The sequence below is a fragment of the Vibrio sp. 1S139 genome (assembly GCF_041439475.1).
GTDB classification, from domain to species: Bacteria; Pseudomonadota; Gammaproteobacteria; order Enterobacterales; family Vibrionaceae; genus Vibrio; species Vibrio crassostreae_C.
Window position 1 is genome coordinate 65973 of record NZ_JBGOOD010000009.1, and the last position, 24929, is coordinate 90901.

Consider the following 24929-nt stretch of genomic DNA (forward strand, 5'->3'; position numbering starts at 1 on the left):
GTTGAAAGAAAAGGCTCAGCCTAAAGCAGGCTGAGCAATAATTAAGATTGAGTCAGTTAAGATTAGTTAACTGTGATGTAGCCTTTCTTACCAGCGATAGCTTGAGCTTCATCTGCAACCATCCAATCTAGGAATTGTTGAGTTTCAGCTGTTGGAGCGCCTGCTTTGTAAAGAACTAGGAATGGACGAGCAACTTTGTAAGAACCGTTCTTAACGTTGTCTACAGTCGCAGCAGCGCCGTCGATAGTTAGAGCTTGAACAGATTCGTCAACTGTACCTAGAGAGATAAAGCCGATAGCGTATGGGTTGCTTGCTACAGAAACTTTAAGTGCGCCGTTACCGTTTGCAACTTGTGCACGTTGAGAGATAGCCGATACTTTCTTATCGCCAATCTTCTTCTTAAGCTTCATGATGTCTTCGAATGCACCACGTGTACCTGATGCAGTATCACGAGTGATTGCTACGATTGGTTTATCAGCGCCGCCAACATCTTTCCAGTTAGTGATGTCGCCTTTGTAGATTGAAGTGATTTGCTCAGCAGTAAGAGCAGATACTTCGTTGTTCGGGTTAACAACAACTGCGATACCGTCACGAGCGATAACTAGCTCTTTCAGGTCAGCTGTTTTCTCTTCTTCTTTTAGGTCACGAGAAGAGATACCAAGGTCAGCACTTCCATTTTTTGCTGCTTTGATGCCTGCAGAAGAACCTGGTGCTTGAATTTCGATGAACACTGGTTCGCCTTTATTCATGTAGGTTTCTGCAAAAACTTCAACCAGTGGAGAAGCACTGTTAGAGCCAACTACAGAGATAGTTTCTTTAGCTGAAGCTGTATTCACTGTTAGAGCGCCTAGTAGTGCGATTGCACCGATAACTGTCTTTTTCATCACAAATTTCCTTTAGTGGCGTTATTGCCGTAATGTTTTGCTTGAACGAGGCCTACTTTAGAATCCGAATGTGACAGTTGTGTTTCACTTAATTGAAGCCTATATGACAACTACAAATTAATGGCTAATTTCTCTCCTACTCGATGAATTGATAGTCGCGCCCCCATCAGATGCAGTTAGTGAATGCAGGTCTCACCATCGTTTGAGCACCAAAAAGCTAGATTTCCTTCCCTATTTATATCGAATACTAACCAATATATTTCTCTATTTATCAATCAATTAGCCCTAACACGATGGATAAAAAGATCCACCTTTATCGCCATTTAGAACAATAAACAACCATCTATTCAAATACCTATCGCATATAACGAAATCAAAGCCTTTACTGATTGAATTGTCAGTCTCATTAGTTAGAATCGCCAACTAATTCTAATAATAATAATTCTCATCTTTTTATTTTATTCAAAGAAGGACATTACATGCGCCAACTTCTCAGTGGCTTATCAATCAAAATACAAATTCTTATACCCGTACTATTTTCCGTTGTCTTACTTTTAGCCGGTGTCATTATCGGTGGTGAAAAACTAGAAAGTGCATTCAAAGATGTGTCAGTAGCAACCGACCAGTTAATCTTACATAAAGAAGAACTTAGCGAAATCGTCGACAACAGCTATGGCATGCGCATCAAAGCGATTTACAGTCTATTCAATGCTGATGACGTAAAAACATTGGTTGAAACACTAAACCAAAAACGCGATCAGAATACTCGCCTACTGAATTCATTAGACACAGTGCCAGGCATGCAAGATGAAGTGGCCGCGATGAACAAAGCGATGAATCACTATGTCGATTTTTCTCGTACCACCATGCTTCCGCTATTAAGAGCGAAACACGGCGATGCATCACTATCTTCAGATTTTGAAAACCGCTACCAGATCGCAATCGACCAATACCGACATGCGGGTAATGAAATGGTGCAAGCGATCAATACTCTGTCTAAAAAGCTGAACTTGCTTGCCACTCAAGAGGTCGACATCAACGGCCAGCAACACGCTAGCACGCTGACTACTGCGACCATTGCACTGTTGGTGATCCTGTCTGTAGCTCTAATTATCAGTTGGACGCTGGCTGGTATCATTGTTAAGCCGATCAGCAACATTCAAGAAACGATGCGGGAAGTAGCAAAAGGTAACTTGTTAGTTAAAGCAGAAGAGTATGGCGACAACGAAATCTCACGCCTAGCGCAAGACGTAAACCAGTCTGTTGAACAGCTGCGTGACACGGTAAGCTCGCTGTCTCGAATCAGTATCGAAGTGGCTTCTGCGTCGACAGAGCTAGCGGCTGTAATGACACAGTCCAGCGTTAACTCAGACCAAGAGAAGCAAGAGGTGGAGCAAGTTGCTTCTGCTGTGAACCAATTGGAAAGCACAGCAGCACACGTTAATGAGAACGCAGTACAAGCCGACTCAGCGTCTAAGCAAGCTGACGAAATGGCGACACACAGCATGAGCTTGTTTAATGAAAGCAACAAAGCTAACGAACAGATGGCGATTCAGCTAAGCGAAGCCGCAAATGTTGTGGGCACGCTAAAAGAGCACTCTGAACAGATTGGTAAAGTGATTGAGGTAATTCAAAGTATCTCTGAACAAACTAACCTGCTGGCGCTTAACGCAGCAATCGAAGCCGCTCGTGCAGGTGAAAGCGGTCGTGGTTTCGCAGTGGTTGCTGATGAAGTTCGAATGCTAGCGGCACGTACACAAGATTCAACCAAAGAGATCCAAACCATCATAGAAGGTTTGCAGGTTCAATCCGGTAACGCGAATGAAAGCATGAGCAGCTCATTATCTATGCTGGAACACAACCAAACTCTTGCAGGTGAAGTAAGCGCGGCGCTTTCAGGCATTGCTAACTCGGTAACTGACATGACTGAGATTAACACTCAGGTTGCCTCTGCCGCAGAAGAGCAAAGCCAAGTAACCTCAGACATCAACCGTAACATCTCAAACATCTACAGCCTAGTAAGCCAAAACGTTACCGGCATTACTCAAGCCGCTGCAGCAAGCCACGAGCTTTCTAACCTAGCAGAACAACAGAAGCAGCAGTTGGATTACTTTAAGGTATAGGCTTCAAGGTACGAAGTTCAAGGCAAACAGATTCAGGCTGTATGCTCTTTAGAACTCGCCGATAAACAAAAAGCCAGCCATCATGGCTCGCTTTTAGACACTACTGACGAGATTCAGCCGCTCGAATTCTTTCAATCGCTTCTACCCTTCTAAGCTGTTCTGGTAGGAAATGTTCAGTCCTAAGTTGCGCAATCTTCTCTTGTTGTTCGGTTTTTGATAGGAATGAATCTTTCAAGACATCATTTCGTTCTGCGAAGTAGACCTCTAACGAGTCTTCAAAGGCCGCTCTTTGTTTATCAAGTGCTTCAAGTCTCTGGGTTGCTTCTTCACCGACAAGTTCGCTTCTCTTTAAGTATTTACCCTGTTCATCGAGACCTTCAGAGCTAGAGAGCTGTTGGAGTAACACCTGATTCTGGTGACTCGACTGAACATAATCAGGTTGCTCAGATAGATAGGATTCGAGTCTTTGTTGGTATTCTTCATCCTCTAATCCCTCCTGTTTCAGAAGTAACTTTTCTAAGGCGATTTCTCTCATTCTGTTGTCGTGCGTAAACAGAATACTTATCTCGCTCTCACTGAAAAACTGAGCTTGGAGGTCAAGGAGCGCTTGATTGAGTGCACGTAGATCATCAGCGGAAATGGATGTGGTACCGAACTGCACGTCCAACGATGTCAGTGCCGACTTATACTCAAGATATTTGGCAAACAGTGCTTCATCAACCACGGTTGTTGATGATTGTTCGTGGTGTTTCGCCACGTTGTCTCGAATATCTTCAAGGGTTAATTCTGTATTACCTGACACGAAATATTCCATCATGTCTTTTGCTGATGCGTTATCGATGTCGGTATCTTGCTGAGAGGTGACTTTCAATGAGGAGACGCGTTGTTCGTCGTCAGTATGTGTATCTTGATTATTTAGATATAAAAAGACCGCCGCTGTGCTCATCAGGGCTATCGTGGTTATCGACAAAATGGCGGTCTTTTTCATCATACTTCCCTTGTTTTCTTATTAAACGGCTTTGCAGACTACAAGCCAGCCAACTTCAATCGATTGGCATGCTGACGATATAGAGTTACAGGATCTGTCTCAAACAAGTGGTGAATTCCCAATAACCCATTAATCTCATCTAGGTGGTTCATTTTGTAATCATCACCAATCACTTTGCCCAAATGCGCGCTGCATGCTCCTACTAAGCCATCATTAGGTTCGTTGAAGGCTAAGCCTAGGATTGTCATCGCTCCGTCGGTAGGATCAAGAAGGTTGGTAAAAGTGGAAGACCCTGTCCATGAATAGTAATAAACGCCGTTACTTGCTTGCCACTCACCATCGCCACACTCAGACGTCGGAACGCCCTCAGGGTAAAACTGGTTGAAGGCTAGCGAGCCTTCTGTGGTCAATGCTTCAACAGAAGCGAGGCCGTCTTGGTCGAGATCCGTTCCACCAGATAAAAGGTTAATCAGTGTCGTTAATCCACCTGCTAATTTAACCGCGATACCTTCTGTGACAGAGCCTTCAGATACGTTCCCTCGAACGAGATCAGCGACCTTAGAACCTTTATGCACACCGCCAATACTGGTCACTGAAGCAACAAGATCAGGTCGAACTGACGCAACATAACGAGCCGTAGGCCCACCGTGGCTATGACCAACCAGATTCACCTTACTTGCTCCTGTTGCAGCTAACAGCGTTTCAACTTGGCTGAGTAACTGTTCACCACGGACCTCTGAACTGTTGGTTGCAGAGACCTGAGCGACATATACGTTCGCGCCATCTTTGGTTAGGGATTCAGGTACGCCATAGAAATAGTCAACGCCCGCTAATGTATCAAAACCAAACAGACCATGTACCAACATAATGGGGTATTTCGTTTCAGTGTATCCGCTGGCTTCTAATGCTGATGCGCTCGTTCCGGCATATACGCCAAAACTGGATAGGCAGGCTATCGTCCAAATTAATATCTTTTTCAATGCTCTTTCCTTAAACAGATTAGACCTCTGATGAGTAAAAGAACCGTAGATGATGATTTTATAAAACAGAAAGTAACGACTTCATATTTGTGATGGCGAACTTGAATTAAACAGGTGCGATGAACATCAGGCAAACAGAATCAGGAGAACAAAACATAAGCAATTGATTAAATTAACATTTAACTAAGGTTGATGAGATTGTTCTTTCAATATCCCGACTCAAATATCAATTCAACATTCTCAATAAACCAAAATTATTCGACAAATAACCGTTTGGAAACAGGTATTTTTCAACCAAAAACTCGTTGATAACTTGAGGCTTATTCCATTAACGACACACCATAACCCTGAATATATTGACGCTAATTATTGATTTTAGATATAGGTCGTACCAGTTATTTACTTATCCACTTATCAAGAAACAAGAAACAAGCAACAAGCAACAGCGTTTCTGTTTGGCTCATCTAAATATAAAAGAGAATACAGTGATGAAAAATACGGCTTTAATACTCACGTTAGCCCTGCCTTTTGCCGCTTATGCCGCTGAAGACTCAATACCAACACCTGAATCGATTACATCTGCACAAGTACTCAGTGCACAAGGCTCAGAGACCTATTCATATGTTAGATGTTGGTATCGAACCGATGCCTCTCATGATTCCCCAGCCACCGACTGGAAGTGGGCAAAGAAAGAGAGTGGTGATTACTACACGATCAACGGATATTGGTGGTCTTCTGTTTCTTTCAAAAACATGTTCTACAGTGATGCGCCTCAATCTGAAATCAAACAGCGTTGCGAACAGACGCTCGACATCCAACATGACGCCGCTGACATCACCTACTTTGCCGCAGATAATCGCTTCTCTTACAACCACTCCATCTGGACCAACGACAACGCTTTTCAAGCCAGTAGCATCAATCGTATTGTCACCTTTGGTGATAGCCTGTCCGACACTGGTAATCTATTTAATGGCTCACAATGGGTTTTTCCGAACGCAGATTCGTGGTTCTTAGGGCACTTTTCGAATGGTTTAGTCTGGACGGAGTATTTAGCAAAAGCGAAAGATGTCCCTCTGTATAACTGGGCTGTGGGTGGCGCCGCAGGTACCAACCAATACGTGGCATTGACTGGTGTTTATGATCAAGTCACCTCTTATCTGACCTACATGAAAGTCGCCAAAAACTATCGTCCGGAAAACTCACTGTTTACTTTAGAGTTTGGCCTCAATGACTTCATGAATTACAACCGAGAAGTCGCCGATGTAAAGGCTGACTTTAGCAGCGCGCTGATCCGCTTAACAGAATCTGGTGCGAACAATATCCTGCTGTTCACCTTACCCGATGCAACCAAAGCCCCTCAATTCAAATACTCTACCGAACAAGAGATAATAAAAGTTCGTGGCAAGATCTTAGAATTCAACCAGTTCATCAAAGCTCAAGCCGAGTATTACCAAGGTATGGGGAAAAACGTGGTGTTGTTCGATGCAAGTGCGTTGTTCGCCAGCATTACCGATAACCCAGAACAACATGGCTTTCGAAACGCGAGTGATGCTTGTCTTAATATCAATCGAAGCTCAGCCGCGGACTACTTGCGAAGCCACAGCTTAACCAATGACTGTGCCACCTATGGTTCAGACAGTTATGTATTTTGGGGCGTGACACACCCAACTACAGCTACTCATAAATACATTGCCGACCACATCTTGGCGTATTCGTTCTCGACGTTCAATTTCTAACTAAATATCGAAAAGTAATGGCTGAGCCAAGGTCGAGATACAAAAAAACCGCCTAATATTGGCGTTTTTTATTTATGTCAGTTTTACTAGCAAACGCTTTAAAACTGGCTGGTGATTACTCGTCGTCCACTTTTGGTGCGACTTTCTTCTTAGGGATAAACACGGTATCACCCACTGCCACATTTTGGTGGAAGCTCTTATCGCGCTTAACTGGTTTCTTCGGCGTTTTCTTCGCTTGAGTGTTGGTCTTCTTCTTAGCAGGACCGCCTTTAGCAAACGCAGGTTTACGTGGCTTAATGCCTTTGAATTTACCTTTTAGGCCTTCAAGTACAGAGAAGGTCAAATCTTGTTGAAGGTAAAGTTCAACACGCTTGAAGCTGTCCCAGTCTTTTGGACCAACCAAAGAAATCGCATCGCCTTTGTTACCCGCACGGCCAGTACGACCTACACGGTGCACGTACTCTTCCGTATGCTTAGGCATATCAAAGTTGATAACGTGGCTCACGTTTGGAATATCAATACCACGTGAAGCAACATCGGTAGTTACCAAGATCTTGTAAACCGCACGCTCGAACTGGCTCATAATAGCATTACGTTGCGTTTGGTTTAGGTTACCACTCAGTGCTACCGCTTTAAGCTTCTTCTCGTTCAACTTATCTGTTAAACGGTCAGTATCAGCGCGTGTTGCTGTGAAGATCATTACCTGACGGTATTCAGCTTCTTCCAGTACACGGTCTAAAATCGCTTCTTTGTGATCTAGGTGATCACATAAGTAGAATTTCTGTGTGATATCTAAGTGTTGCTCGTTAGAAACACCAACAGAGATACGCTTAGGTGCGTCTAGCATTTCATTTGCAATGCCATTTACTTCAGCGTGATCTAACGTTGCAGAGAACATCAACGTTTGACGACGACGGTGTTTAGCTGCATTGGCAATGCGACGAAGTTCTGGAGCGAAACCCAGATCAAGCATACGGTCCGCTTCATCAAGGATTAGCGTTTCAACACCATCTAGGAACAATGAACGATGTTCTAGGTGGTCAGCAAGACGGCCTGGAGTCGCAACGATAAAACGAGGGTACTTACGCAGTGCTTTAACTTGGTCGTTAAAGTTCTCACCACCTAAGATAAGCGCCGCTTCATAAGACAGACCACCAAGCATGCTACGCAGTTCGCCGTAAACTTGCTTCGCTAGCTCACGAGTAGGAGCCAAAATTACACCACGAGGATCTTTAGCAGAAAACGCTTTTGTTTTTAATGCTTTATGTATCATTGGCAACACAAACGCCAATGTTTTTCCTGATCCCGTTTTTGATGAAGCCAATAGATCCTTACCAGCAATAGCAACAGGGATCGCTTTTGATTGGATCTCTGTCGCCTTCTTGAAGTCGTAATGTTTTAAGTTCTTCAGTAAGCGGTTATCTAAGCCTAAATCTTTAAAGTGCAAAGGACTCTCCAGTCATGATGGTATTGAATAAAATTAATTTAACGTGACATGATACCGCGAAAGTACTTTATAAGGATAGAGATCACAGTAAATTTATCCCTTTATCTATCTTTAGCTAGAACAACGTATGCATTGCTAGCAAAGGGATAGCTCTCCAAAAACACCTTCAAGTCGTCTCTAAATCCTTCATCTCATAAATGAGACACAACGTGATACTTAGCTAATTACCTCAAAAATTTAGCAATTTCTTTAGTTATTGTTTTTGCAGTTAAAAAATTAGTCGCTACAATCATTAATGAAGCGACTATATGATAAAGAATGTATAGCGCATCTTTTGATGATAAATAAGCAAGGAGTTCTTATGAATAAGACGTTAATCGCAGTTGCAGCCTCAGTTTTCATTTTAGCCGGTTGTTCTTCAGAGCCAGAAGAAGCTGCAGTGTCAGAAATGGATCAACTAACTAACCAAGTCGCTCAACTAACAAGCGAAGTTGAAGCACTTAAGAGTGACAAAGCAGCCGCTGAAATGAAGGCTCAAGAAGCAGAAGCAGCCGCAATGGCAGCGAAAGAAGAAGCGGACCGTGCTAACGACCGTATCGACAACATCGCTGAGTCTTACACTAAGTAGTTTGAGATCTAATCGCGATTAAGCTGTAGATTAAATAAGTCGCAAAAAGCAGTATATAGACAGCACCACTTCTTATCGGATGTGGTGCTTTTTTTGGGTGACACTAATGCGAGTAAACAAGATAAAACCGCCCCTTGTTGCAGAAGAGGCAATCGAATTAAAACTCAATCACAGGTGGTGCTATCTCTACAGGTACGCCGTTTTGAGCAAAGATAACCGCTTTCGCCTTTGAATTTGGCAGTTCTGCGTCTTCAAGCCACCATTTTAGTTCCACAGGGATCTGTAATGATTTCTTTGAACCATCACTTCGAGTTAATGGCTCGTGCGCTTCTACAAACACACTTCTATCAGGCTCTAATGACACCTTAATCGGCTCATTGATAATGGTGACCTGTTCACCACGGTTCACTTGCTCAAACAGCCACTCAATGTCTTTAGGTTCCATTCGGATACAACCAGAGCTAACTCGTAAACCTATCCCGAAATCTTTGTTTGTACCATGGATCAAATAGTCGCCAGCGCCATAAGCAAGCCTCAAAGCGTACTCTCCCAATGGATTTTCCGGCCCGGCAGGAACCACTCTCGGTAATTCAATGCCCTTTTCAAGATACTCGTTGCGGATTGAATTTGGTGGCGTCCATGTTGGATTCGGTCTTTTTTGGCTTATCTTGGTGATCATCTCGGGAGTATCACGCCCCACTCGACCGATGCCGACAGGGAAAACATGCACCTGATTTTTCTCAGGCTCAAAGTAATACAACCTTAACTCAGCAAGATTGATGACAATCCCCTTTCTTGGGGTGTCAGGCAAAATCAAGCGGCTTGGAATGCTTAACACATAGCCTTCCGCGGGAAGAAAAGGATCCACCCCTTTGTTGGCTGCCATTAAAGAGAGAAAACCAATATCGTATTGCTTGGCAATGATGGCCAAGGTTTCGCCCGCCGCCACTTCATGCTGCTGGATTCTGCCCACAATGCGGCTTTCCGTTGGTGGCAATTCAAAGGTTGCAGCAGACACCCACGATGAAGCTATCCCGCTGGCAAGCAAAGTAGTTCTTACAACAAGCGACGCCGCCCTGTGGAGTCGTGTTTTCATTGACTGCAAAGGCGTCGAGTTAACGCAATACGACATACAAATCCTTGGTTTGTCTTTTATCAAAGTTTAGATTATCTCTGATCAAACGTCTCTACAACGTATTGTTGTCTCGAAACTAATAGGCAACAAGTTTATATGTAAGCCTTTTCTTCTCATTCACTTGCAATTTACCCATACAAAATCGATTGCCTTTACGCTTTCAACATATTTGGTTATCAATATTAATAAAACTATAATGGCAGACCTATTTTGTGACTAAAGTCTCATGGAGCCACGTTCTAACTCGCTAATATTGCCTCAACAAAACGAATTCAATTCAACAGAATCGGTAATTGATTAAATCCTGTTCCTATAATTACCGTTTAAACTTTGGAGAACGACCATGGCTACACCTCATATTAATGCTCAAGCTGGTGATTTCGCAGAAACAGTACTTATGCCGGGCGACCCGCTTCGCGCAAAATACATTGCAGAAACATTCCTTGATGACGTGAAGCAAGTTTGTGACGTTCGCAACATGTTTGGCTACACAGGCACTTACAAAGGTAAGAAAGTTTCTGTAATGGGCCACGGTATGGGTATCCCATCATGCTGCATCTACGTACACGAGCTAATCGCTGAGTTCGGCGTGAAAAACGTTATTCGTGTAGGTAGCTGTGGCGCGGTACGTGACGACGTTAAACTAATGGACGTTGTTATCGGCATGGGTGCATCTACTGACTCAAAAGTAAACCGCATTCGTTTCAACAACCACGACTTCGCTGCTATCGCTGATTTCGGTCTTCTAGAAGAAGCAGTAAACCAAGCTCGTGCACAAGAAGTTCCAGTTAAAGTTGGTAACGTATTCTCTGCAGACCTTTTCTACACTCCAGAAGCTGACCTTTTCGAAAAAATGGAAAAGCTAGGCATCCTAGGTGTTGATATGGAAGCGGCTGGTATCTACGGCGTTGCTGCAGACCTTGGTGCTAAAGCACTAACTATCCTAACAGTATCTGACCACATCATCCGTGGTGAAAAACTAAGTTCTGAAGAGCGTCAAAAGTCTTTCAACGACATGATGAAAGTTGCTCTAGAGACAGCAATCAACATCTAACGATTTGATAAAAGATACATTGAAAAGCGTTACCCCGCAGCCAGGCTCGCTTGGCTGCTCAAATAATCCCGAGGGGGAGATCGTGTCTAACGACAAGCTGCCAAAAGATGCGGATGGTTTGCAACTCAACTTTTGTAAAACATTGGCGTGTGACAACTTTGGCTTGAGCGATGCAAAACGGTATGTTTTGCAACACGCGAACCCTAAGCGTCCAGCGATGGTTTGTCGTGAATGTGGAGCTTTCCCCCCCTTACTTAACAATCGTGAAGTGTTAAGCGAACTTCATCGCCTAAGACAACTTCACAGCGACGGGCTCCCTGCTTGTCGTAATGATGATTGCGATAACTTCGGCTTATCGGTTCATACCCATAAACATCTTTATCATGCCTTCGGCTACAGTGGCGACAGGCAGCGTTATCGATGCAAAGACTGCCAAACAACCTTCGTTGATAAATGGTCTGGATCCAATAAAAAACTCCAATTTCAAGAGAACCTCATGGGCTTACTGTTCATGGGCTATTCCGTACGTGAAATCTGCCGAAAATTAGAGATCAACCCAAAGACTTTCTATGATCATGTTGACCATATCGCGAGCCGTTGTCGTCGTAAATTAGCGATGATCGATGCACGATGGGTTAACCATGCGAAAGATTACGAGTTCGCATCTCACTACCAGCGTCTGCAACCACAAAGTAACAACGGTGTGGTGTGGATAGCGACGGGCGAGGCGCATTCTGGCTATATACTTTGCCAACACGTTAACTACTCTCAAAATGAAGAACCATCAGGAAACGTCGACCATAACCCTTATGATGATGTGGCACGATTTGTATCCAAAGAGCACTCTTCAGAAGCAAATCTCGAACTGCCTCAGCCCTCTGACAAACTAAAAGAGCGCATTGAACAGCAGTACCAAGTGATTCTTGCGAGAGGTAACGTTGAGGACCCTATGGGTAACCTCACCACATTTAGTTACCCTTCAAAAGGCGCTCTCATTCGACCGCCTTATACCTCTTATGCTCACTTCTTACATGTGTTGGATATGTGTAACGAAGACAAGCATGTCGCCATCTATATGCCACAAGATCCATTACTAAGATCTGCCGCTTTAAGTGTATGTTTGCCGCGCATTCAGAGTCAAAATATTGACCTCATGTATGTCGAAGAAGATTCAGGCTGGCAAGACGACCAAAGTTTTGAAAAGATCGACATCGTTCACATGAGTTGGTGGCGAGATCGCTGGGCTATTGCCAATCAGGGTGATAACCAGAAAGGTATCTGCTACCTAACCGGTAACAATCCAGAACCAAAACAGTGGTTTAACACAGCCTCAATTCAACAAACTAAGTTCTATCAACAGCGCTTTCAGTTGTTATTTGATAGCTTTATTAATGAGCCCAGACGTAAGCTTCGTCCTGGGGGCATTCTTCCATTGCTCGACATATTTAGAGCTTGGCACAATCTGTGCTACCAAGATAAGCAAGGGCTCACGGCAGCACAACGCTTAGGCGTAGGGGAGCTGCCATTAACTCTAAAGCAACTACTTTCATAGCAACAAAGCCTCTAGGTAATTATTCGGGAACTCATTGATTTTAAAGCGACAACATGAGGTAACACCCATAATTAGAAAAGATCGATGTTCCTTTGACGCTCTACGAAAGATAATTGGTGCTTATCTCAAATTACACTCTTATAATGATTGTGTTATCAATATGTTCGATAATCATGGATGTAAGTCTTGGACAAAAATCAGTACCTTCTTGAAACAGAATTAGAAAAACTCAAAACTCGTGTCGACTCTGAGCCATCGGTGATCCTAGAGATTGCCCAACAGTGCCTAGTCCGATCAGAGCAAGTTCTGTTTGAAGAGGGTGCCATCCAGTCATTAATGTTAATGGCAAGATGTAGCTGGAACCTGATGGATTACCAAAAAGGTTTAAAATACATCAAGGAAGCCTACAAGCGCCAAAGCCGATTAGATACCGACCTTTTTCTCCCTGAAATCCTCCATTTACACGCGCTCCAGTTCTGGGGACAAGCCAAGTACTATTCCGCCCAACAGTTCTGGATCAATGCTTTAGAGCAGTCCGCGTTGGTTGATGAAGTCGAAATTCAAATTGAATGCCTCATTGGCCTTGGCAATATTTGGCGGATGACCCACGAATATAAACTTGCACGTTCTACCCACCAGCTTGCCGTTAAAGTTGCTAACAACAGCCGCATTGGTTGGTTAGAGGGTAAAGCCAGAATACTGCTTGCGTGGGATTACTACCTGCTCAACAACTATGTTGAAATGCTGTCGGTATTGGACGGTGCAGAAGAAGCATTAAAAGACCATAAAGATAACACTTGGCATGCAGAGGTATGGGACTTTCGAGGCCTTGCCCTACTTGGTCTTGAACGCTTAGATGACGCGGAGCGCGCCACGGCCAAAGCGCACAATCTGGCAGTTGAACACAACCTAGTTTGGATGAAGGCGCACTCATACATCAGCCGAGCTAGATTGGAGCTCCTGAGAAAAAGACCAGAACAAGCGGCGGAATTACTGAGGCTCGCAGAACAATCCGCAAACGAGTTCGATAATGGCGAGTTGCTGAGCCAAATCTGTTACCAACAATCCTTGGTGGCGGAAGAAAACCAAGACTTCCAAGCCGCGCTCGTCGCCTTTAAAAAGTACCGTCAATATTCTATCGGCATGCTCAAAGAGCAAACGACACGTGTCGGTTTGGACAAAGCACGCAGTTCAAAACGCCAACTTGAACAGAGAGCACGAAAACTGATTAATCGTATTCGCGGTCAGCACGAGTACGATCCTGAAAAGCACCTCTCTTACGTTGTCTCTGAAACCTTTTGGTGGGAAAAGTTGGTGCTGTTCAAGACAGAGCTTAAACGTTCAAACCACAGCATCATTATGTTCCATCATGTCGATACTGATTACTTAGATGTCTGTACCGAGATTGCTCATGCTTTATGTAACCAGAATGACTTCATCGCAAGGCTAAGTTCTGAACGTGTGGCCCTTATGCTTTCCGAAAAAGGCGAAGCCGCAGAGCAAACCTTCCAAACTCTCAGCACCATGCTTGATATCTATCCATGGCATAGAAAAGGACTAAAGGGTTCGAAACCGACCGTCAGCCTCAATGATATTTTGACGTTCCCGTTCACGCTTGAACAATTAGAAGAAGACGATGCTGAGGTAATAGAATAATGGAAACTCTATTAAGCAAGATCACAGACGCCGGTTTAGACCCTTCATCAGTATCAGGTGAAGAAGCGATCATCTTCTGGAACCACATTCGTCAGCACGTTTCGACAACGCAAACAGAGCAAGCGCACTGCTATATCATTAGCTCTGAATACCGTGCCGAGTTACAACAAAATCAAACCAGTATCGAAGAGTTGAGACGAGCACTCGATCTGCTCCACCTTCCTGCCGATATCGAAGATATTCTAACAGTCAAAACCAGTTTAAGTGACCGCTTAGTTGAAACTGGTGATTACACCTCAGCACTCAATGAATTCGTCAGTTCATCGACTATCGCGGTTGAACACGGTCATATCGATGAGTATGTATTAGCTATTTTAGGCATGGGCAACCTGTGTGATTCCTATGGCGATCACAACAGAGCACTTCGTTACTACCAAAAAATCAGCAGCATAGACCATGCGATAAGCAGTCGCTCACTTCGCCTCAAATTCAAGCTGCATATGGTAGCAAGCCTACTTCTACTCAATCGCATTACAGCAGCCAGCGATTTACTGAATGAGTGCGAAGAACTGAGTATTTTGGTCAGTGACAAGTTGCTCACAGCTCAAATACTGCTTTACCAAGCAAAGGTGCTGCGCGCTAAGAAAAAACACCATGAAGCGCTACGCTGTCTGTCTAAGGTTCAATACCCAGCCAACAGCACTCAAGCAAGCTGGCTTGCAACCATGACTCGTCTAGAGCTCTCACATTGCCTAAGTGCAACCGGCAAGCAAGACTACGCGAGCATGATTTTGTCAAGCACAGACAAACGCGTGAAAGCCTACTCGTCGCCAGTACTTGCAAAACGATTCTACGATTCGCTGAGTGATGTGTGTATGAATCAAGGGCGTTTTCAAGAAGCGCTAAGCTATGAGAAAAAAGGCTACCGAATTGAAACCGATCTGATGAAGCAGATCCCGATCAGTGAACTCGGTGCAAGCCAGCTACGCCGACTGTCTCGTTTTGAGTTACAACTCAAACTCATTCTCTCTGAACAAGAGAACAAAGAGCTCAAAGAGACAACCGAACAACACAAGAATGCGGTGGCTCAGCTTCAACAAGACGTATTCACAGATCCATTAACAGGGTTGCACAACCGCCGCTGGTTAGATGTGAAACTGAAAGACATGCTTCTGCACGGTACCTCTTTCGCGCTGATGGTTATTGATATTGACCACTTCAAGTCTATCAATGATGAACTGAGTCACTTAGTGGGCGATAAAGCGATTGTTAGTGTGTCTCAAGAGCTACGTTCATACTTTAAGTTTAGAGGCGCGTCATGTGTCAGATTTGGTGGAGAAGAGTTCCTCGTCATTCTAGAGAACACTGATCTTCCGAAGGCAGAAATGCACTCTGAAAATTATCGAGAGCGCATCTTCCAATTTGGATGGCATGAAATACTTGGGGAGCGTGGTTTGACCGTGAGTATTGGTATCACTTTGCATCGTGACGGAGAGAATACTCAACGCACCTTCTACCGTGCGGATAAAGCGCTATACCGAGCTAAAGCCAACGGCCGTAATCAAGTGTGTACAGAGTAGTGGCATATAGCTCTGTAGCTTAGGCCAACTGCTTATTGATAAAAGAACAGAGAAATACCAGCAAGGGCGGCAAGTGTGCCTATGATACTTTGCTTTGACACCTTCTCCCCTTTCAGCGCATAAATCACCAAAATAAAGACCGGGCTGGTTGCTATCAACGTTTGTGCAATCGCAGGGTTAGCATTCTTCAACGCCACTTGTTGAAGCCATAGAGCGAGAAACGTCCCGACAAAGATTGCTCCTAATAACCACAGTTTATCGAGCTTGGTCATTTCCCATAAATCTCTTTTTATCGATGAATACGGCTTCTTTTCAACAAAAAGGATAATCAGCATTACTGCAAACACACCTATCGTGAGACGAATCAGTGCACCTAATAATGGTGGGATATCACCCGCCACTAACGCGTAATGAGAAATCACTACACCGGATGCCTGACAAACACTCGCCACAAGCCCATAACCAATGCCACCCCACTGTGCTTTGTCATTCGATTCACCGCTCGCCGATTTTGATGGCTGGAAGACAACGAAGGTCACCGCTAGTGTTGTAATCACGACACCGAGCCAACTTTGCACTGTCAATACAGCGCCCAGGAACATTAATGCCAGCACACCAGAAAGAGGCGGGGCTAAAGATTCCAGTAACAGCGTCTTATTGGCACCGATTCTTTTCAACGCCGCAAAATAGGCGCTATCTCCAATCGCAATGCCAATCACACCTGAAATTGCCAATATCAGAAAATGGTTGGTACTCAATTCAAATTCAGGCATCGGTATTAACGGCATGACCAACAGCATCATGCCAGAGGCTACTACACCCTTAACAATGTTCAATTGCATCGCAGAGAAGCGATGTCCAAATTGCCCATAGATCCATGTCGCACATGCCCACACAATTGCAGCGCCAATGGCCGCCAATTCACCTATATACATCCGTATTTATCCCTTGTGGTTATGCACGTCATTTAGAATCGTAGCTGTCATCATTTCAGCTGAAATACCAACCAGAAAGCCGAAATAGCCTCTTCAAACGCGATGAGATTTTATAAGATTCATCAATGCTTTTATTCGCATTAGAAGCGACAACACATTATTTTCAACTCGGTAAATCATTTTTATAACAATTACTTGGATGATAGCGTAGTATATTTATAACTAATATCTAACATTACAAGGATCTGTTATGTTTTTAGACTACTTTGCGCTCGGCTTACTTATTTTCGTAGCATTAGTAATCTTTTACGGCATCATCGTTATTCACGATATCCCTTATGAAATAGCCAAAGAACGTAATCATCCTCACCAAGACGCAATTCACGTCTCAGGCTGGGTTAGCCTATTCACTTTGCACACAATTTGGCCCTTTCTATGGATTTGGGCAACATTATGGCGGAAAGACCGAGGCTGGGGCTTCGAAAAACTCGAAGAAGAGCAGCACGATATTCATCACCGAGTGGATGTTTTAATCGATCAAGTTAGCACCCTTCAAGAAGAGATCGCACAGCTCAAACAAGCAAATACTAAACAAAGCAGCACAAAAAAAGAGTCAAACAACGTTCAAGATCAGGAGGCTAAGTAATGGATTTACTACTGATAATGACCTACGCGGCACTTTGTATCACTATTTTCAAAGTATTTAATATCCCACTAAACAAATGGACAGTGCCTACCGCAGTGCTCGGTGGTGTGGTCATCGTAGGAACATTGATCCTATTAATGAACTACAACCATCCTTTCACACAACTTGGCAACCAAGTTTACTCAACGACTCCAATTGTTTCAGGCGTTAGAGGTAAAGTCATTGAGGTTCCTGTTGAGGCGAATTCTCCTTTAAAGAAAGGAGACATCCTCTTTAAAATTGACCCTATCCCTTTTGAAGCAGAAGTCGCTAAGCTCGAAGCGAAAGTAAAAGAAGCAAGCCAAGGAGCACTTGGGCTTGAATCTCAAGTTGCTGAAGCTGAAGCTGCTAAAATCAAAGCGATTGCAGAAAGAGACAAAGCGCAACGCGAATTTTCTCGTTATAAGCGTGGCTTTGAAAGTGGTGCGTTTACCGAACAACAATTGGATACTCGTAGACAAGCTTATAAGGCATCGGAAGCAGCAGTAAAAGTAGCAGAAGCAAGTCAACAACAAGCTCAGATCGCTCTAAATTCTGAAATTGGTGGCGAGAACACCGCAGTGGCAGGATTACTTGCAGACTTACGTAAGGCTCAATTCAACCTTGACCAAACGGTCGTGAGAGCACCAACGGATGGATATGTTACACAACTAGCACTGCGTCCAGGCGTAATGGCTGTACCGCTACCTCTTGCTCCTGTCATGACATTTGTCCATACGGAAGAAAAATACTACATCGCAGCATTCAGACAAAACTCATTGCAACGACTGCATCCTGGTTTCGAAGCTGAATTTTTATTCAGAGCACTACCAGGCAAGATTTTCAAAGGACGCATTGATGAAATAATCCCAGCTATTGGTGAGAGTCAAATTCAAGCGCGCGGGACACTTATTGGTACCAATGCACTTCGTACTAATGGACGCGTATTTGCTAAAATGACCATCACTGATGACCTGTCTGACTACCATTTACCTATGGGTACCGCGGTTGAAGTTGCCGTTTATTCTGACAGCTTCACCCACGTTTCAATCATGCGCAAGGTCCTTATTCGCATGAAGAGTTGGCAAAACTATCTATACCTAGACCACTAAACGGTCAAAGGTACGTGACGAACCCGCTTAACACATTGTTAAGACGAATGAAAAAGTCAGACTCGCTCTGGCTTTTTTGTTGCTGGATTAACCGTAAAATTACGCTTTTTACACGATATTTAGGTGTTCAGATGGAATTTTAGACATCTAGACACTTACCTTCCCTTATGGAAGGGTTCTACTGTATAATGCGCGCCTTATTTTTTATATTTGCCCAAAAAACGTTCTCATTGAGACGCATATTAATAATGGCGAATATTTATTCTTTATTTTGCTTTATTTTTCAGAATTCGAGGTTATCTATGAACTTTTCAGCTAAAACAGTGGTCGTTATCGCCATTGGCGCTGCACTGTACGGCATTGGTGGTTTACCTATGTTTGGTGTCCCAGTGTTTGCTAACACGACATTGAAACCAGCAATGGCAGTTCTAGCACTGTTTTCTGTTTTGTTCGGCCCTATTGTTGGCTTCTTAGTTGGCTTTATCGGTCACTGGGTAACGGATCTGTTCGCAGGCTGGGGGGTGTGGTTAACTTGGGTTTTAGGCTCAGGTATCGTAGGCATGGTTATCGGCTTATTCCCGATGTTGACCAAGAACCGCCTTCAGCAAGGTGAGTTGCCTATGAAGGACTTCGCGCTGTTTGTGGTACTTGCCCTTGCCGGTAATGTGGTTGGTTACGGCTGCTCTGCATTCCTAGATACCATCCTTTATGCAGAACCGTTTACTAAAGTCTTCACTCAACTCTCTATCATTGCTGCGGGTAACACCGTTCTGATCGCTGTTGTTGGCTTACTGATCCTAAAATCAGTCGCTAAACGCAACAAACAAAGCCGTAACCTGACTGAGGCATAAGCGATAATGACTATAGCATTTTCGAACTTCTCTTTTAGATATGAGTCGCTGGATAAACCGACGCTAAAAAATATCAATCTAAGGATAGAGAAAGGAGAGAAAATCGTCATTATTGGACCAAGCGGTAGTGGTAAATCTACCCTAGGTCAATGCCTTAACGGTCTGATTCCTCATGCTATCAAAGGTGAGGTGACTGGCTCTCTAGAGATCAACGGTAAGAACATTTCTGATTTTTCTATGCACGACTATACCGAGCAGGTTGGCACAGTATTACAAGATACTGATAGCCAATTTGTCGGTTTGAGTATTGGCGAAGACATCGCATTCGCACTGGAAAATCAGTTAGTGTCGAACATTGATATGTACCCTCTGGTTAAGTCGACAGCAAAAATGGTCGACTTAGCAGATATGCTTGATCGCTCACCACATGATTTATCCGGCGGCCAGAAACAACGCGTGTCATTAGCGGGCATCTTAGTTGATGACGTTGACATCCTGTTGTTTGATGAACCTTTGGCTAGCCTTGACCCGAAAACGGGTAAAGCGACTATCGAAATCATCGACCAACTTCATAAAGAAACCAACAAGACTATAGTCATCATCGAGCATCGCCTTGAAGATGTACTACATCGCGATATCGATCGAGTGATCTTGATGGAGCGCGGTGAAATTGTCGCGGACATGACACCCGATGAAATCTTAGCTTCTGAACTGCTTGAAACACACGGTATTCGTGAACCACTTTATTTATCTGCTCTGAAGGCAGCGAAAGCACTTTTGACCAGTGAAGATAAGCTATCAAACCTCAAAGCTCTCGATTACAAAAGATTCCGCCCTGCGGTTCAGGCTTGGTTTGCAGAGCGCCCGACTCCAGTTGCCGAGAAGCAGTACCAACCTTTGCTTGAGGTCCACGGCCTGACTTACTCTTACGATGGTGAAAAGAACGCTCTCGAAGATGTCAGCTTTAAGATTGGTAAGGGTGAGTTCGTTTCAATCTTAGGCAAAAACGGTTCAGGCAAATCTACCATCACTAAACTCATCATGGGTGTGATCGATGCCGATTCAGGCTCTTCCTATCTAAATGGTGAAGACCTATCTGAGCTTTCTATCTTTGAAAGAAGCCAGAAAGTCGGTGTCGTGATGCAGAACCCAAATCATATGATCTCTCATCATATGATTTTTGATGAGATTGCTTTTGGTCTTCGTAACCGCAACATTGCAGAAGAGCTGATCACAGAAAAAGTAGAGCATGCTCTTGAGTTGTGTGGGCTGAGTAAGTTCCGCCACTGGCCGATCGAAGCGCTAAGCTACGGTCAGAAAAAACGCGTAACGATCGCTTCTATCTTAGTATTGGAGCCAGAGCTTCTGATCTTGGATGAACCAACAGCGGGTCAAGATTACCGCAACTACACCTCAATGCTGGCGTTTATCCAAAAGCTTAACCGCGAGTTAGGTATCACCGTCGTGATCATTTCACACGACATGCACCTTGTTCTAGAGTACACCACACGCTCAATTGTCATTGCTGACAGCAAGCTGATTGCCAATGCCGCGATGACGGAAGTATTCAGTCAGCCATCGCTGTTAGAACGCGCAAATCTTTGTACCACCAGCATTTATGAACTCGCGACTATGATGAAAATCGACGACACCAACGCATTCATGCAGTACTTCATCGACTACGAGAGAAGCGCTCAATGAACGTATCAAAAGTAAAATTCGGCATCAATTACATTGATACAAAATCACCGCTTCATGCACTTAACGGCATCACCAAATTTGCGCTCTTCTTAGCTTGGGTAACCGTGGTCTTAACTACGTTCGACCTAAGATTGATTGCACTGCTTATTGTGACTGGTTTATACCTGCTAAAGCTGACCAATGTGCCTGTACGCGTGTACAAGCCTTTGTTATTAGGAACGGCGAGTGTATTAAGCCTAAATGCTCTGTTCATGTACCTACTGGCTCCACAGCAAGGTACTGAGCTCATCGGCAGCGAGACCTTATTGCTGACATTGCCGGGTAACTACTCGTTGAGCCAAGAGACTCTGTTTTACTTAGTCACTGTTACGCTCAAATACATGAGCATGTTCCCGATAGCGTTGATTTTTGTCTTCACAACGCATCCAACGGAGTTTGCTGCGAGCCTCAACCGTATCGGTGTTCCCTACAAGATCGCCTATGCGGTCAGCTTAACACTGCGTTACTTGCCAGAAGTTAAGAAAGACTTCATCAATATCATGCATGCTCAACAGGCTCGTGGTGTAGAGCTCTCAAAGAAAGCGCCTCTAATTACTCGAATCAAAAATGTGGCTAAGGTTCTAGGCCCGCTCATTTTCTCTAGCTTGGACCGAGCAGACGAGATCTCTAACGCAATGACGTTACGAGGTTTTGGCCGACACAAAGCTCGCACTTGGTATAGCTATGCACCTTTGAAACGTATCGACTTTGTTTGTTTAGGTGTCATCGCTTTTATCGTGGTGTTAGCCATTGCGAAACGCATTCTAGAGCCGCAGTTATTTTGGTATCCGTTCTAGTCATCTGAATTAGCATAGATAAACAAAGACTTTAAATAACACACCGCTCAATAGGGCGGTGTTTTTGTTTATGCCAAAATCTGATTGATAATTGAACCAATGACACAATACTGACTATATTTAACGATAAATTGACCAGTTATTTACCCTTGGAGTTTGAGATTTAATTCAGAAGCTCTTAATATACTCGTTTACAGAATGCTACACTCAATAGAGATTTGTAATGGCTCGAATTACTCAAGTACAGAAACTAGAAAATCAAAAAAACTACGATGAGATCGTACTAAACCTTTTTCTGGCTGAAGGACATGAAGCACTAACTTATGCAAGGATTGCTCAAGAGATTGGCATTAGTTTAACGACGCTTCAGGGCTATTATCCGTCGACCCGCGCTATTCGCTCAGTACTTCACGAACACATGCTATCGATCGTTATAGACAGTCTAGACTTTTCATCGGAAGCGCTTTTTATCCAATCTTGGCAAGCCGCTCTAGATAATGAGCAGTTTCGATACGTGATTAAATTGATGTTTTTCCATGCTTCGCAAATCAAGAATCCTGAGCAATTTAACCTCAGCTCGAACGGCGAATTTCGTGAAAAGATGTTGGACAGTTTCGGCAACAACTCAGTTCGAATCCTTGAAATGGTAGTCGGACGCTCAATGTTCTATCTCACCAACTTCAAGTAACGCTAACCAGCTTACTGAAATAGAAAAAGGGAACCCTAGGGTTCCCTTTTTTAGACTTTCAGAAAAGTGAGCAGCGATGACCTGCTCAACTTATAGACCTAATTTAGCTTGTAAAAAACGGTCGATAACGGCGGCAAACGCAGCTCAATCGATGTGTCTAGCCCTTCGCTTTCTACAGATTCAATCTCAGCAGTCTGCTTCACTTCAAAACCGCTGCCTGCATAGTCGACAGAGTCTGTATTCAACAACAATGCGTATTCACCTTTTGCAGGAACACCTAAGCGGAAATGCTCGTGAGGCACTGGCGTAAAGTTAGACACTATCAATACTCGCTCACCAGATTCACTGATGCGCTCGTGCGCAAGAATGCTCGCTTCAGCAGAGTCCTGTAGACGCCATTCAAAGCCTTTCGGATCAAAATCAAGATCGTGCATTGCAGCTTCAGAGCGGTACAGATTGTTCAGGTCTTTCGTTAAACGCTGAACACCTTGATGACGCTCGTAATCCAGCAAAAACCATTGCAGCTGGTCGTCATGGTTCCATTCAGCCGTCTGACCAAATTCTGCACCCATGAAGTTCAGCTTCTTACCTGGTTGCGCATACATGTAACCCATATAAGCACGTAGGTTTGCCGTTTGCTGCCATTCATCACCAGGCATCTTGTTGTGGATAGAACCTTTACCGTAAACCACCTCATCGTGAGACAGAGACAATACATAATTCTCACTGTGTGCGTAAACCAGTGGGAAGGTAATCGTATCGTGGTGATATTTACGGTTGATTGGGTCTTCTTGAATGTAAGACAAGCTGTCGTGCATCCAACCCATGTTCCACTTAAAGCCAAAACCTAAGCCGCCCATAAAAGTCGGTGCTGAAACACCAGGGAAAGCCGTTGATTCTTCAGCAATCGTCATCGCATTCGGAAAGTGTTTATACACTTCTTCGTTCATCCACTTAAGGGTTGCGATAGCGTCGTAGTTTTCGTTGCCGCCATCCGCATTCGGGATCCATTGGTCATGGCTACGCGAATAGTCGAGGTACAACATCGAAGCAACCGCATCAACACGGATGCCATCAATGTGGAATTGCTCGAACCAGTACAGTGCATTAGAAACTAAGAAACGACGAACATGCTCTTTGCCTAAATCGTAAATGTACGAGTTCCAATCTTGATGCCAACCACGACGTGGATCTGGATCATGGAATAATGGCGTACCATCGAAGTTTGCTAGGCCGTGATCATCACTTGGGAAGTGAGCAGGAACCCAGTCCAGAACAACGCCAAGACCCGCTTGGTGACATTGATCGACGAAGTATTTGAAATCATCTGGAGAGCCAAAACGGCTAGTCGGTGCAAATAGACCTACAGGCTGATAGCCCCAAGAACCGTAGAATGGATGTTCTGAAACTGGCATTAGTTCAACGTGCGTGTAGCCAAGATCCGTTAGGTATGGGATCAGCTCTGCCGCAAGCTCGCGATAATTTAAGAATTCACCTTCAGCGTTACGCTTCCAAGAACCTGCATGCAATTCATAGAACGAAAGCGCTTCTTTGCGCTTTTGCGTTACCGGGCGATTTTGCCATTGAGTATCTTGCCACTGGTAACGAGCGTGATCGTAAGTTACAGATGAGAACGATGGGTATTGCTCAGAGTAGAAACCCCATGGGTCAGCTTTGTGTGGTAAGCCTTCGCCATTTGGTCCTTTTAATTCAAACTTGTATTGAGCGCCTTCTTCCAGTTCAGGAATGAATAAGCCCCACATACCGTAATCTAGGCGTTGCATTGGGTGGCGGCGACCATCCCAAGCGTTGAAGTTACCCACCAAGCTTACCGCAGTTGCATGCGGTGCGTACACCAAGAAACGCGTACCTGAAATCGTCTGTCCATCACGCTCTAGCGTAATAAACTGAGCCCCCATGTGATGATACATATCTTTCGGTGTATGAAGATCTTCATAACTCGCGTACAGATCGTGGTACTGGTAAGGATCATCGATGATCTGTTCTACGCCAGCCCAATCAACCGCAAGCTTATAGTGAGTAAAACGTAAGTCTCTCTCTTGCTTAAGAATGAAACCACTTTCACCCTCTCGCGCTAACTCAATACGAGGTTCCTTTCCAACAATCAACTCGACTTTATCTGCCCCAGGAATCCACACACGTAATGCACCTTGCTCAGAAGGTAGGTATGGCCCTAAAAACGCGAATGGGTCTGTGAAACAAGCCTGTGATAGTTGGGTATATATTTGTTTTTGCTTTGAAATCGAACTTAGTTCCAAAACGTTTCTCCCTAACCAAACATCCAAAAAACATAATACAAAAATGCCCGCTATTAGTGCGGGCAATATAACGACGGTTTATTCTACCAGATGAGCATTC

At 44.1% G+C, this 24929-nt stretch carries 20 protein-coding genes; 13 read left to right on the top strand and 7 right to left on the bottom strand.

Going from position 1 to position 24929, the window contains the following annotated elements:
- Positions 1-62: 62 nt before the first annotated feature.
- Positions 63-884 carry a phosphate ABC transporter substrate-binding protein gene (locus ACED46_RS05295; protein ID WP_017064254.1) on the bottom strand — a complete coding sequence of 274 codons (822 nt, stop codon included), beginning with the start codon at positions 882-884 and terminating at the stop codon, positions 63-65.
- Positions 885-1363: 479 nt separating this feature from the next.
- Here ACED46_RS05295 and ACED46_RS05300 point away from each other — a divergent pair, with 479 nt between their 5' ends.
- Positions 1364-3007: a methyl-accepting chemotaxis protein gene (locus ACED46_RS05300; protein WP_017064253.1), complete on the top strand. Its 1644-nt coding sequence runs from the start codon at positions 1364-1366 to the stop codon at positions 3005-3007.
- A gap of 100 nt (positions 3008-3107) precedes the next feature.
- On the opposite strand, the gene ACED46_RS05305 is transcribed toward ACED46_RS05300, so the two are convergent.
- Positions 3108-3995: a lipase secretion chaperone gene (locus tag ACED46_RS05305; protein ID WP_065583797.1), complete on the bottom strand. Its 888-nt coding sequence runs from the start codon at positions 3993-3995 to the stop codon at positions 3108-3110.
- A 38-nt stretch (positions 3996-4033) separates the two neighbouring features.
- The gene (locus ACED46_RS05310; RefSeq protein WP_050546919.1) at positions 4034-4975 is read right to left on the bottom strand and encodes a triacylglycerol lipase; all 942 of its coding nucleotides are present in this window, start codon (positions 4973-4975) and stop codon (positions 4034-4036) included.
- 488 nt (positions 4976-5463) lie between these two features.
- On the opposite strand from ACED46_RS05310, the gene ACED46_RS05315 reads away from it, so the two are divergent.
- Positions 5464-6711 (top strand): SGNH/GDSL hydrolase family protein, encoded by a 1248-nt coding sequence (locus ACED46_RS05315; RefSeq protein ID WP_371721033.1) that lies wholly within the window; start codon positions 5464-5466, stop codon positions 6709-6711.
- A gap of 115 nt (positions 6712-6826) precedes the next feature.
- On the opposite strand, the gene ACED46_RS05320 is transcribed toward ACED46_RS05315, so the two are convergent.
- Positions 6827-8158, bottom strand: coding sequence for a DEAD/DEAH box helicase (locus tag ACED46_RS05320; protein WP_017061883.1), 1332 nt, complete (start codon positions 8156-8158; stop codon positions 6827-6829).
- 361 nt (positions 8159-8519) lie between these two features.
- Between ACED46_RS05320 and ACED46_RS05325 the strand changes: the two genes are divergently transcribed.
- Positions 8520-8786, top strand: a complete 267-nt coding sequence (locus ACED46_RS05325) for an Lpp/OprI family alanine-zipper lipoprotein (protein WP_371721024.1) — start codon at positions 8520-8522, stop codon at positions 8784-8786.
- A 157-nt stretch (positions 8787-8943) separates the two neighbouring features.
- Here the strand turns inward: ACED46_RS05325 and ACED46_RS05330 are convergent, their stop codons facing one another.
- On the bottom strand, positions 8944-9918 hold the full coding sequence (locus ACED46_RS05330; RefSeq protein ID WP_029235199.1) for a L,D-transpeptidase family protein: 975 nt from the start codon (positions 9916-9918) through the stop codon (positions 8944-8946).
- A gap of 346 nt (positions 9919-10264) precedes the next feature.
- On the opposite strand from ACED46_RS05330, the gene deoD reads away from it, so the two are divergent.
- The 4 genes from deoD to ACED46_RS05350 all read left to right on the top strand — a co-directional run bounded on the left by deoD (position 10265) and on the right by ACED46_RS05350 (position 15763).
- Positions 10265-10975 (top strand): purine-nucleoside phosphorylase, encoded by a 711-nt coding sequence (deoD, locus tag ACED46_RS05335; RefSeq protein ID WP_017061880.1) that lies wholly within the window; start codon positions 10265-10267, stop codon positions 10973-10975.
- A gap of 82 nt (positions 10976-11057) precedes the next feature.
- A complete protein-coding gene (locus ACED46_RS05340) occupies positions 11058-12527 on the top strand; it encodes a lactate dehydrogenase (protein ID WP_017061879.1) in 1470 nt (489 codons plus the stop codon).
- 186 nt (positions 12528-12713) lie between these two features.
- Positions 12714-14183 carry a hypothetical protein gene (locus ACED46_RS05345; protein WP_017061878.1) on the top strand — a complete coding sequence of 490 codons (1470 nt, stop codon included), beginning with the start codon at positions 12714-12716 and terminating at the stop codon, positions 14181-14183.
- Positions 14183-15763: a diguanylate cyclase domain-containing protein gene (locus ACED46_RS05350; RefSeq protein WP_371721025.1), complete on the top strand. Its 1581-nt coding sequence runs from the start codon at positions 14183-14185 to the stop codon at positions 15761-15763. The genes ACED46_RS05345 and ACED46_RS05350 overlap by 1 nt, the downstream gene beginning before the upstream one ends.
- 32 nt (positions 15764-15795) lie before the next feature.
- Here the strand turns inward: ACED46_RS05350 and ACED46_RS05355 are convergent, their stop codons facing one another.
- Positions 15796-16698 (bottom strand): DMT family transporter, encoded by a 903-nt coding sequence (locus ACED46_RS05355; RefSeq protein WP_371721026.1) that lies wholly within the window; start codon positions 16696-16698, stop codon positions 15796-15798.
- Positions 16699-16948: 250 nt separating this feature from the next.
- On the opposite strand from ACED46_RS05355, the gene ACED46_RS05360 reads away from it, so the two are divergent.
- From ACED46_RS05360 to ACED46_RS05385, 6 genes are all read left to right on the top strand, one after another.
- Positions 16949-17344 carry a DUF3302 domain-containing protein gene (locus ACED46_RS05360; RefSeq protein ID WP_017061875.1) on the top strand — a complete coding sequence of 132 codons (396 nt, stop codon included), beginning with the start codon at positions 16949-16951 and terminating at the stop codon, positions 17342-17344.
- On the top strand, positions 17344-18474 hold the full coding sequence (locus ACED46_RS05365; RefSeq protein WP_017061874.1) for an HlyD family secretion protein: 1131 nt from the start codon (positions 17344-17346) through the stop codon (positions 18472-18474). Before ACED46_RS05360 ends, ACED46_RS05365 begins: the two co-directional genes overlap by 1 nt.
- 302 nt (positions 18475-18776) lie before the next feature.
- The gene (locus tag ACED46_RS05370) at positions 18777-19325 is read left to right on the top strand and encodes an ECF-type riboflavin transporter substrate-binding protein (protein ID WP_017066579.1); all 549 of its coding nucleotides are present in this window, start codon (positions 18777-18779) and stop codon (positions 19323-19325) included.
- A 6-nt stretch (positions 19326-19331) separates the two neighbouring features.
- Positions 19332-21026: an ABC transporter ATP-binding protein gene (locus tag ACED46_RS05375; RefSeq protein ID WP_371721027.1), complete on the top strand. Its 1695-nt coding sequence runs from the start codon at positions 19332-19334 to the stop codon at positions 21024-21026.
- Complete coding sequence (locus ACED46_RS05380; RefSeq protein ID WP_371721028.1) at positions 21023-21862, top strand: energy-coupling factor transporter transmembrane protein EcfT; 840 nt, start codon at positions 21023-21025, stop codon at positions 21860-21862. The genes ACED46_RS05375 and ACED46_RS05380 overlap by 4 nt, the downstream gene beginning before the upstream one ends.
- 223 nt (positions 21863-22085) lie before the next feature.
- Complete coding sequence (locus ACED46_RS05385) at positions 22086-22550, top strand: TetR/AcrR family transcriptional regulator (protein WP_017061871.1); 465 nt, start codon at positions 22086-22088, stop codon at positions 22548-22550.
- A 98-nt stretch (positions 22551-22648) separates the two neighbouring features.
- Here ACED46_RS05385 and glgB read toward each other — a convergent pair whose 3' ends face one another.
- Positions 22649-24829 (bottom strand): 1,4-alpha-glucan branching protein GlgB, encoded by a 2181-nt coding sequence (glgB, locus tag ACED46_RS05390; RefSeq protein ID WP_017064240.1) that lies wholly within the window; start codon positions 24827-24829, stop codon positions 22649-22651.
- Positions 24830-24929: the final 100 nt, after the last annotated feature.

Excerpts from the sequence above, each read along its gene's own strand:
- deoD (WP_017061880.1), top strand. The coding sequence starts at position 10,265 with ATGGCTACACCTCATATTAATGCTCAAGCTGGTGATTTCGCAGAAACA.
- ACED46_RS05355 (WP_371721026.1), bottom strand. The coding sequence starts at position 16,698 with ATGTATATAGGTGAATTGGCGGCCATTGGCGCTGCAATTGTGTGGGCA.
- ACED46_RS05315 (WP_371721033.1), top strand. The coding sequence starts at position 5,464 with ATGAAAAATACGGCTTTAATACTCACGTTAGCCCTGCCTTTTGCCGCT.
- ACED46_RS05365 (WP_017061874.1), top strand. The coding sequence starts at position 17,344 with ATGGATTTACTACTGATAATGACCTACGCGGCACTTTGTATCACTATT.
- ACED46_RS05385 (WP_017061871.1), top strand. The coding sequence starts at position 22,086 with ATGGCTCGAATTACTCAAGTACAGAAACTAGAAAATCAAAAAAACTAC.
- ACED46_RS05300 (WP_017064253.1), top strand. The coding sequence starts at position 1,364 with ATGCGCCAACTTCTCAGTGGCTTATCAATCAAAATACAAATTCTTATA.
- ACED46_RS05380 (WP_371721028.1), top strand. The coding sequence starts at position 21,023 with ATGAACGTATCAAAAGTAAAATTCGGCATCAATTACATTGATACAAAA.
- ACED46_RS05325 (WP_371721024.1), top strand. The coding sequence starts at position 8,520 with ATGAATAAGACGTTAATCGCAGTTGCAGCCTCAGTTTTCATTTTAGCC.
- ACED46_RS05360 (WP_017061875.1), top strand. The coding sequence starts at position 16,949 with ATGTTTTTAGACTACTTTGCGCTCGGCTTACTTATTTTCGTAGCATTA.
- ACED46_RS05330 (WP_029235199.1), bottom strand. The coding sequence starts at position 9,918 with ATGTCGTATTGCGTTAACTCGACGCCTTTGCAGTCAATGAAAACACGA.
- ACED46_RS05295 (WP_017064254.1), bottom strand. The coding sequence starts at position 884 with ATGAAAAAGACAGTTATCGGTGCAATCGCACTACTAGGCGCTCTAACA.
- ACED46_RS05350 (WP_371721025.1), top strand. The coding sequence starts at position 14,183 with ATGGAAACTCTATTAAGCAAGATCACAGACGCCGGTTTAGACCCTTCA.
- ACED46_RS05370 (WP_017066579.1), top strand. The coding sequence starts at position 18,777 with ATGAACTTTTCAGCTAAAACAGTGGTCGTTATCGCCATTGGCGCTGCA.
- ACED46_RS05375 (WP_371721027.1), top strand. The coding sequence starts at position 19,332 with ATGACTATAGCATTTTCGAACTTCTCTTTTAGATATGAGTCGCTGGAT.
- ACED46_RS05305 (WP_065583797.1), bottom strand. The coding sequence starts at position 3,995 with ATGAAAAAGACCGCCATTTTGTCGATAACCACGATAGCCCTGATGAGC.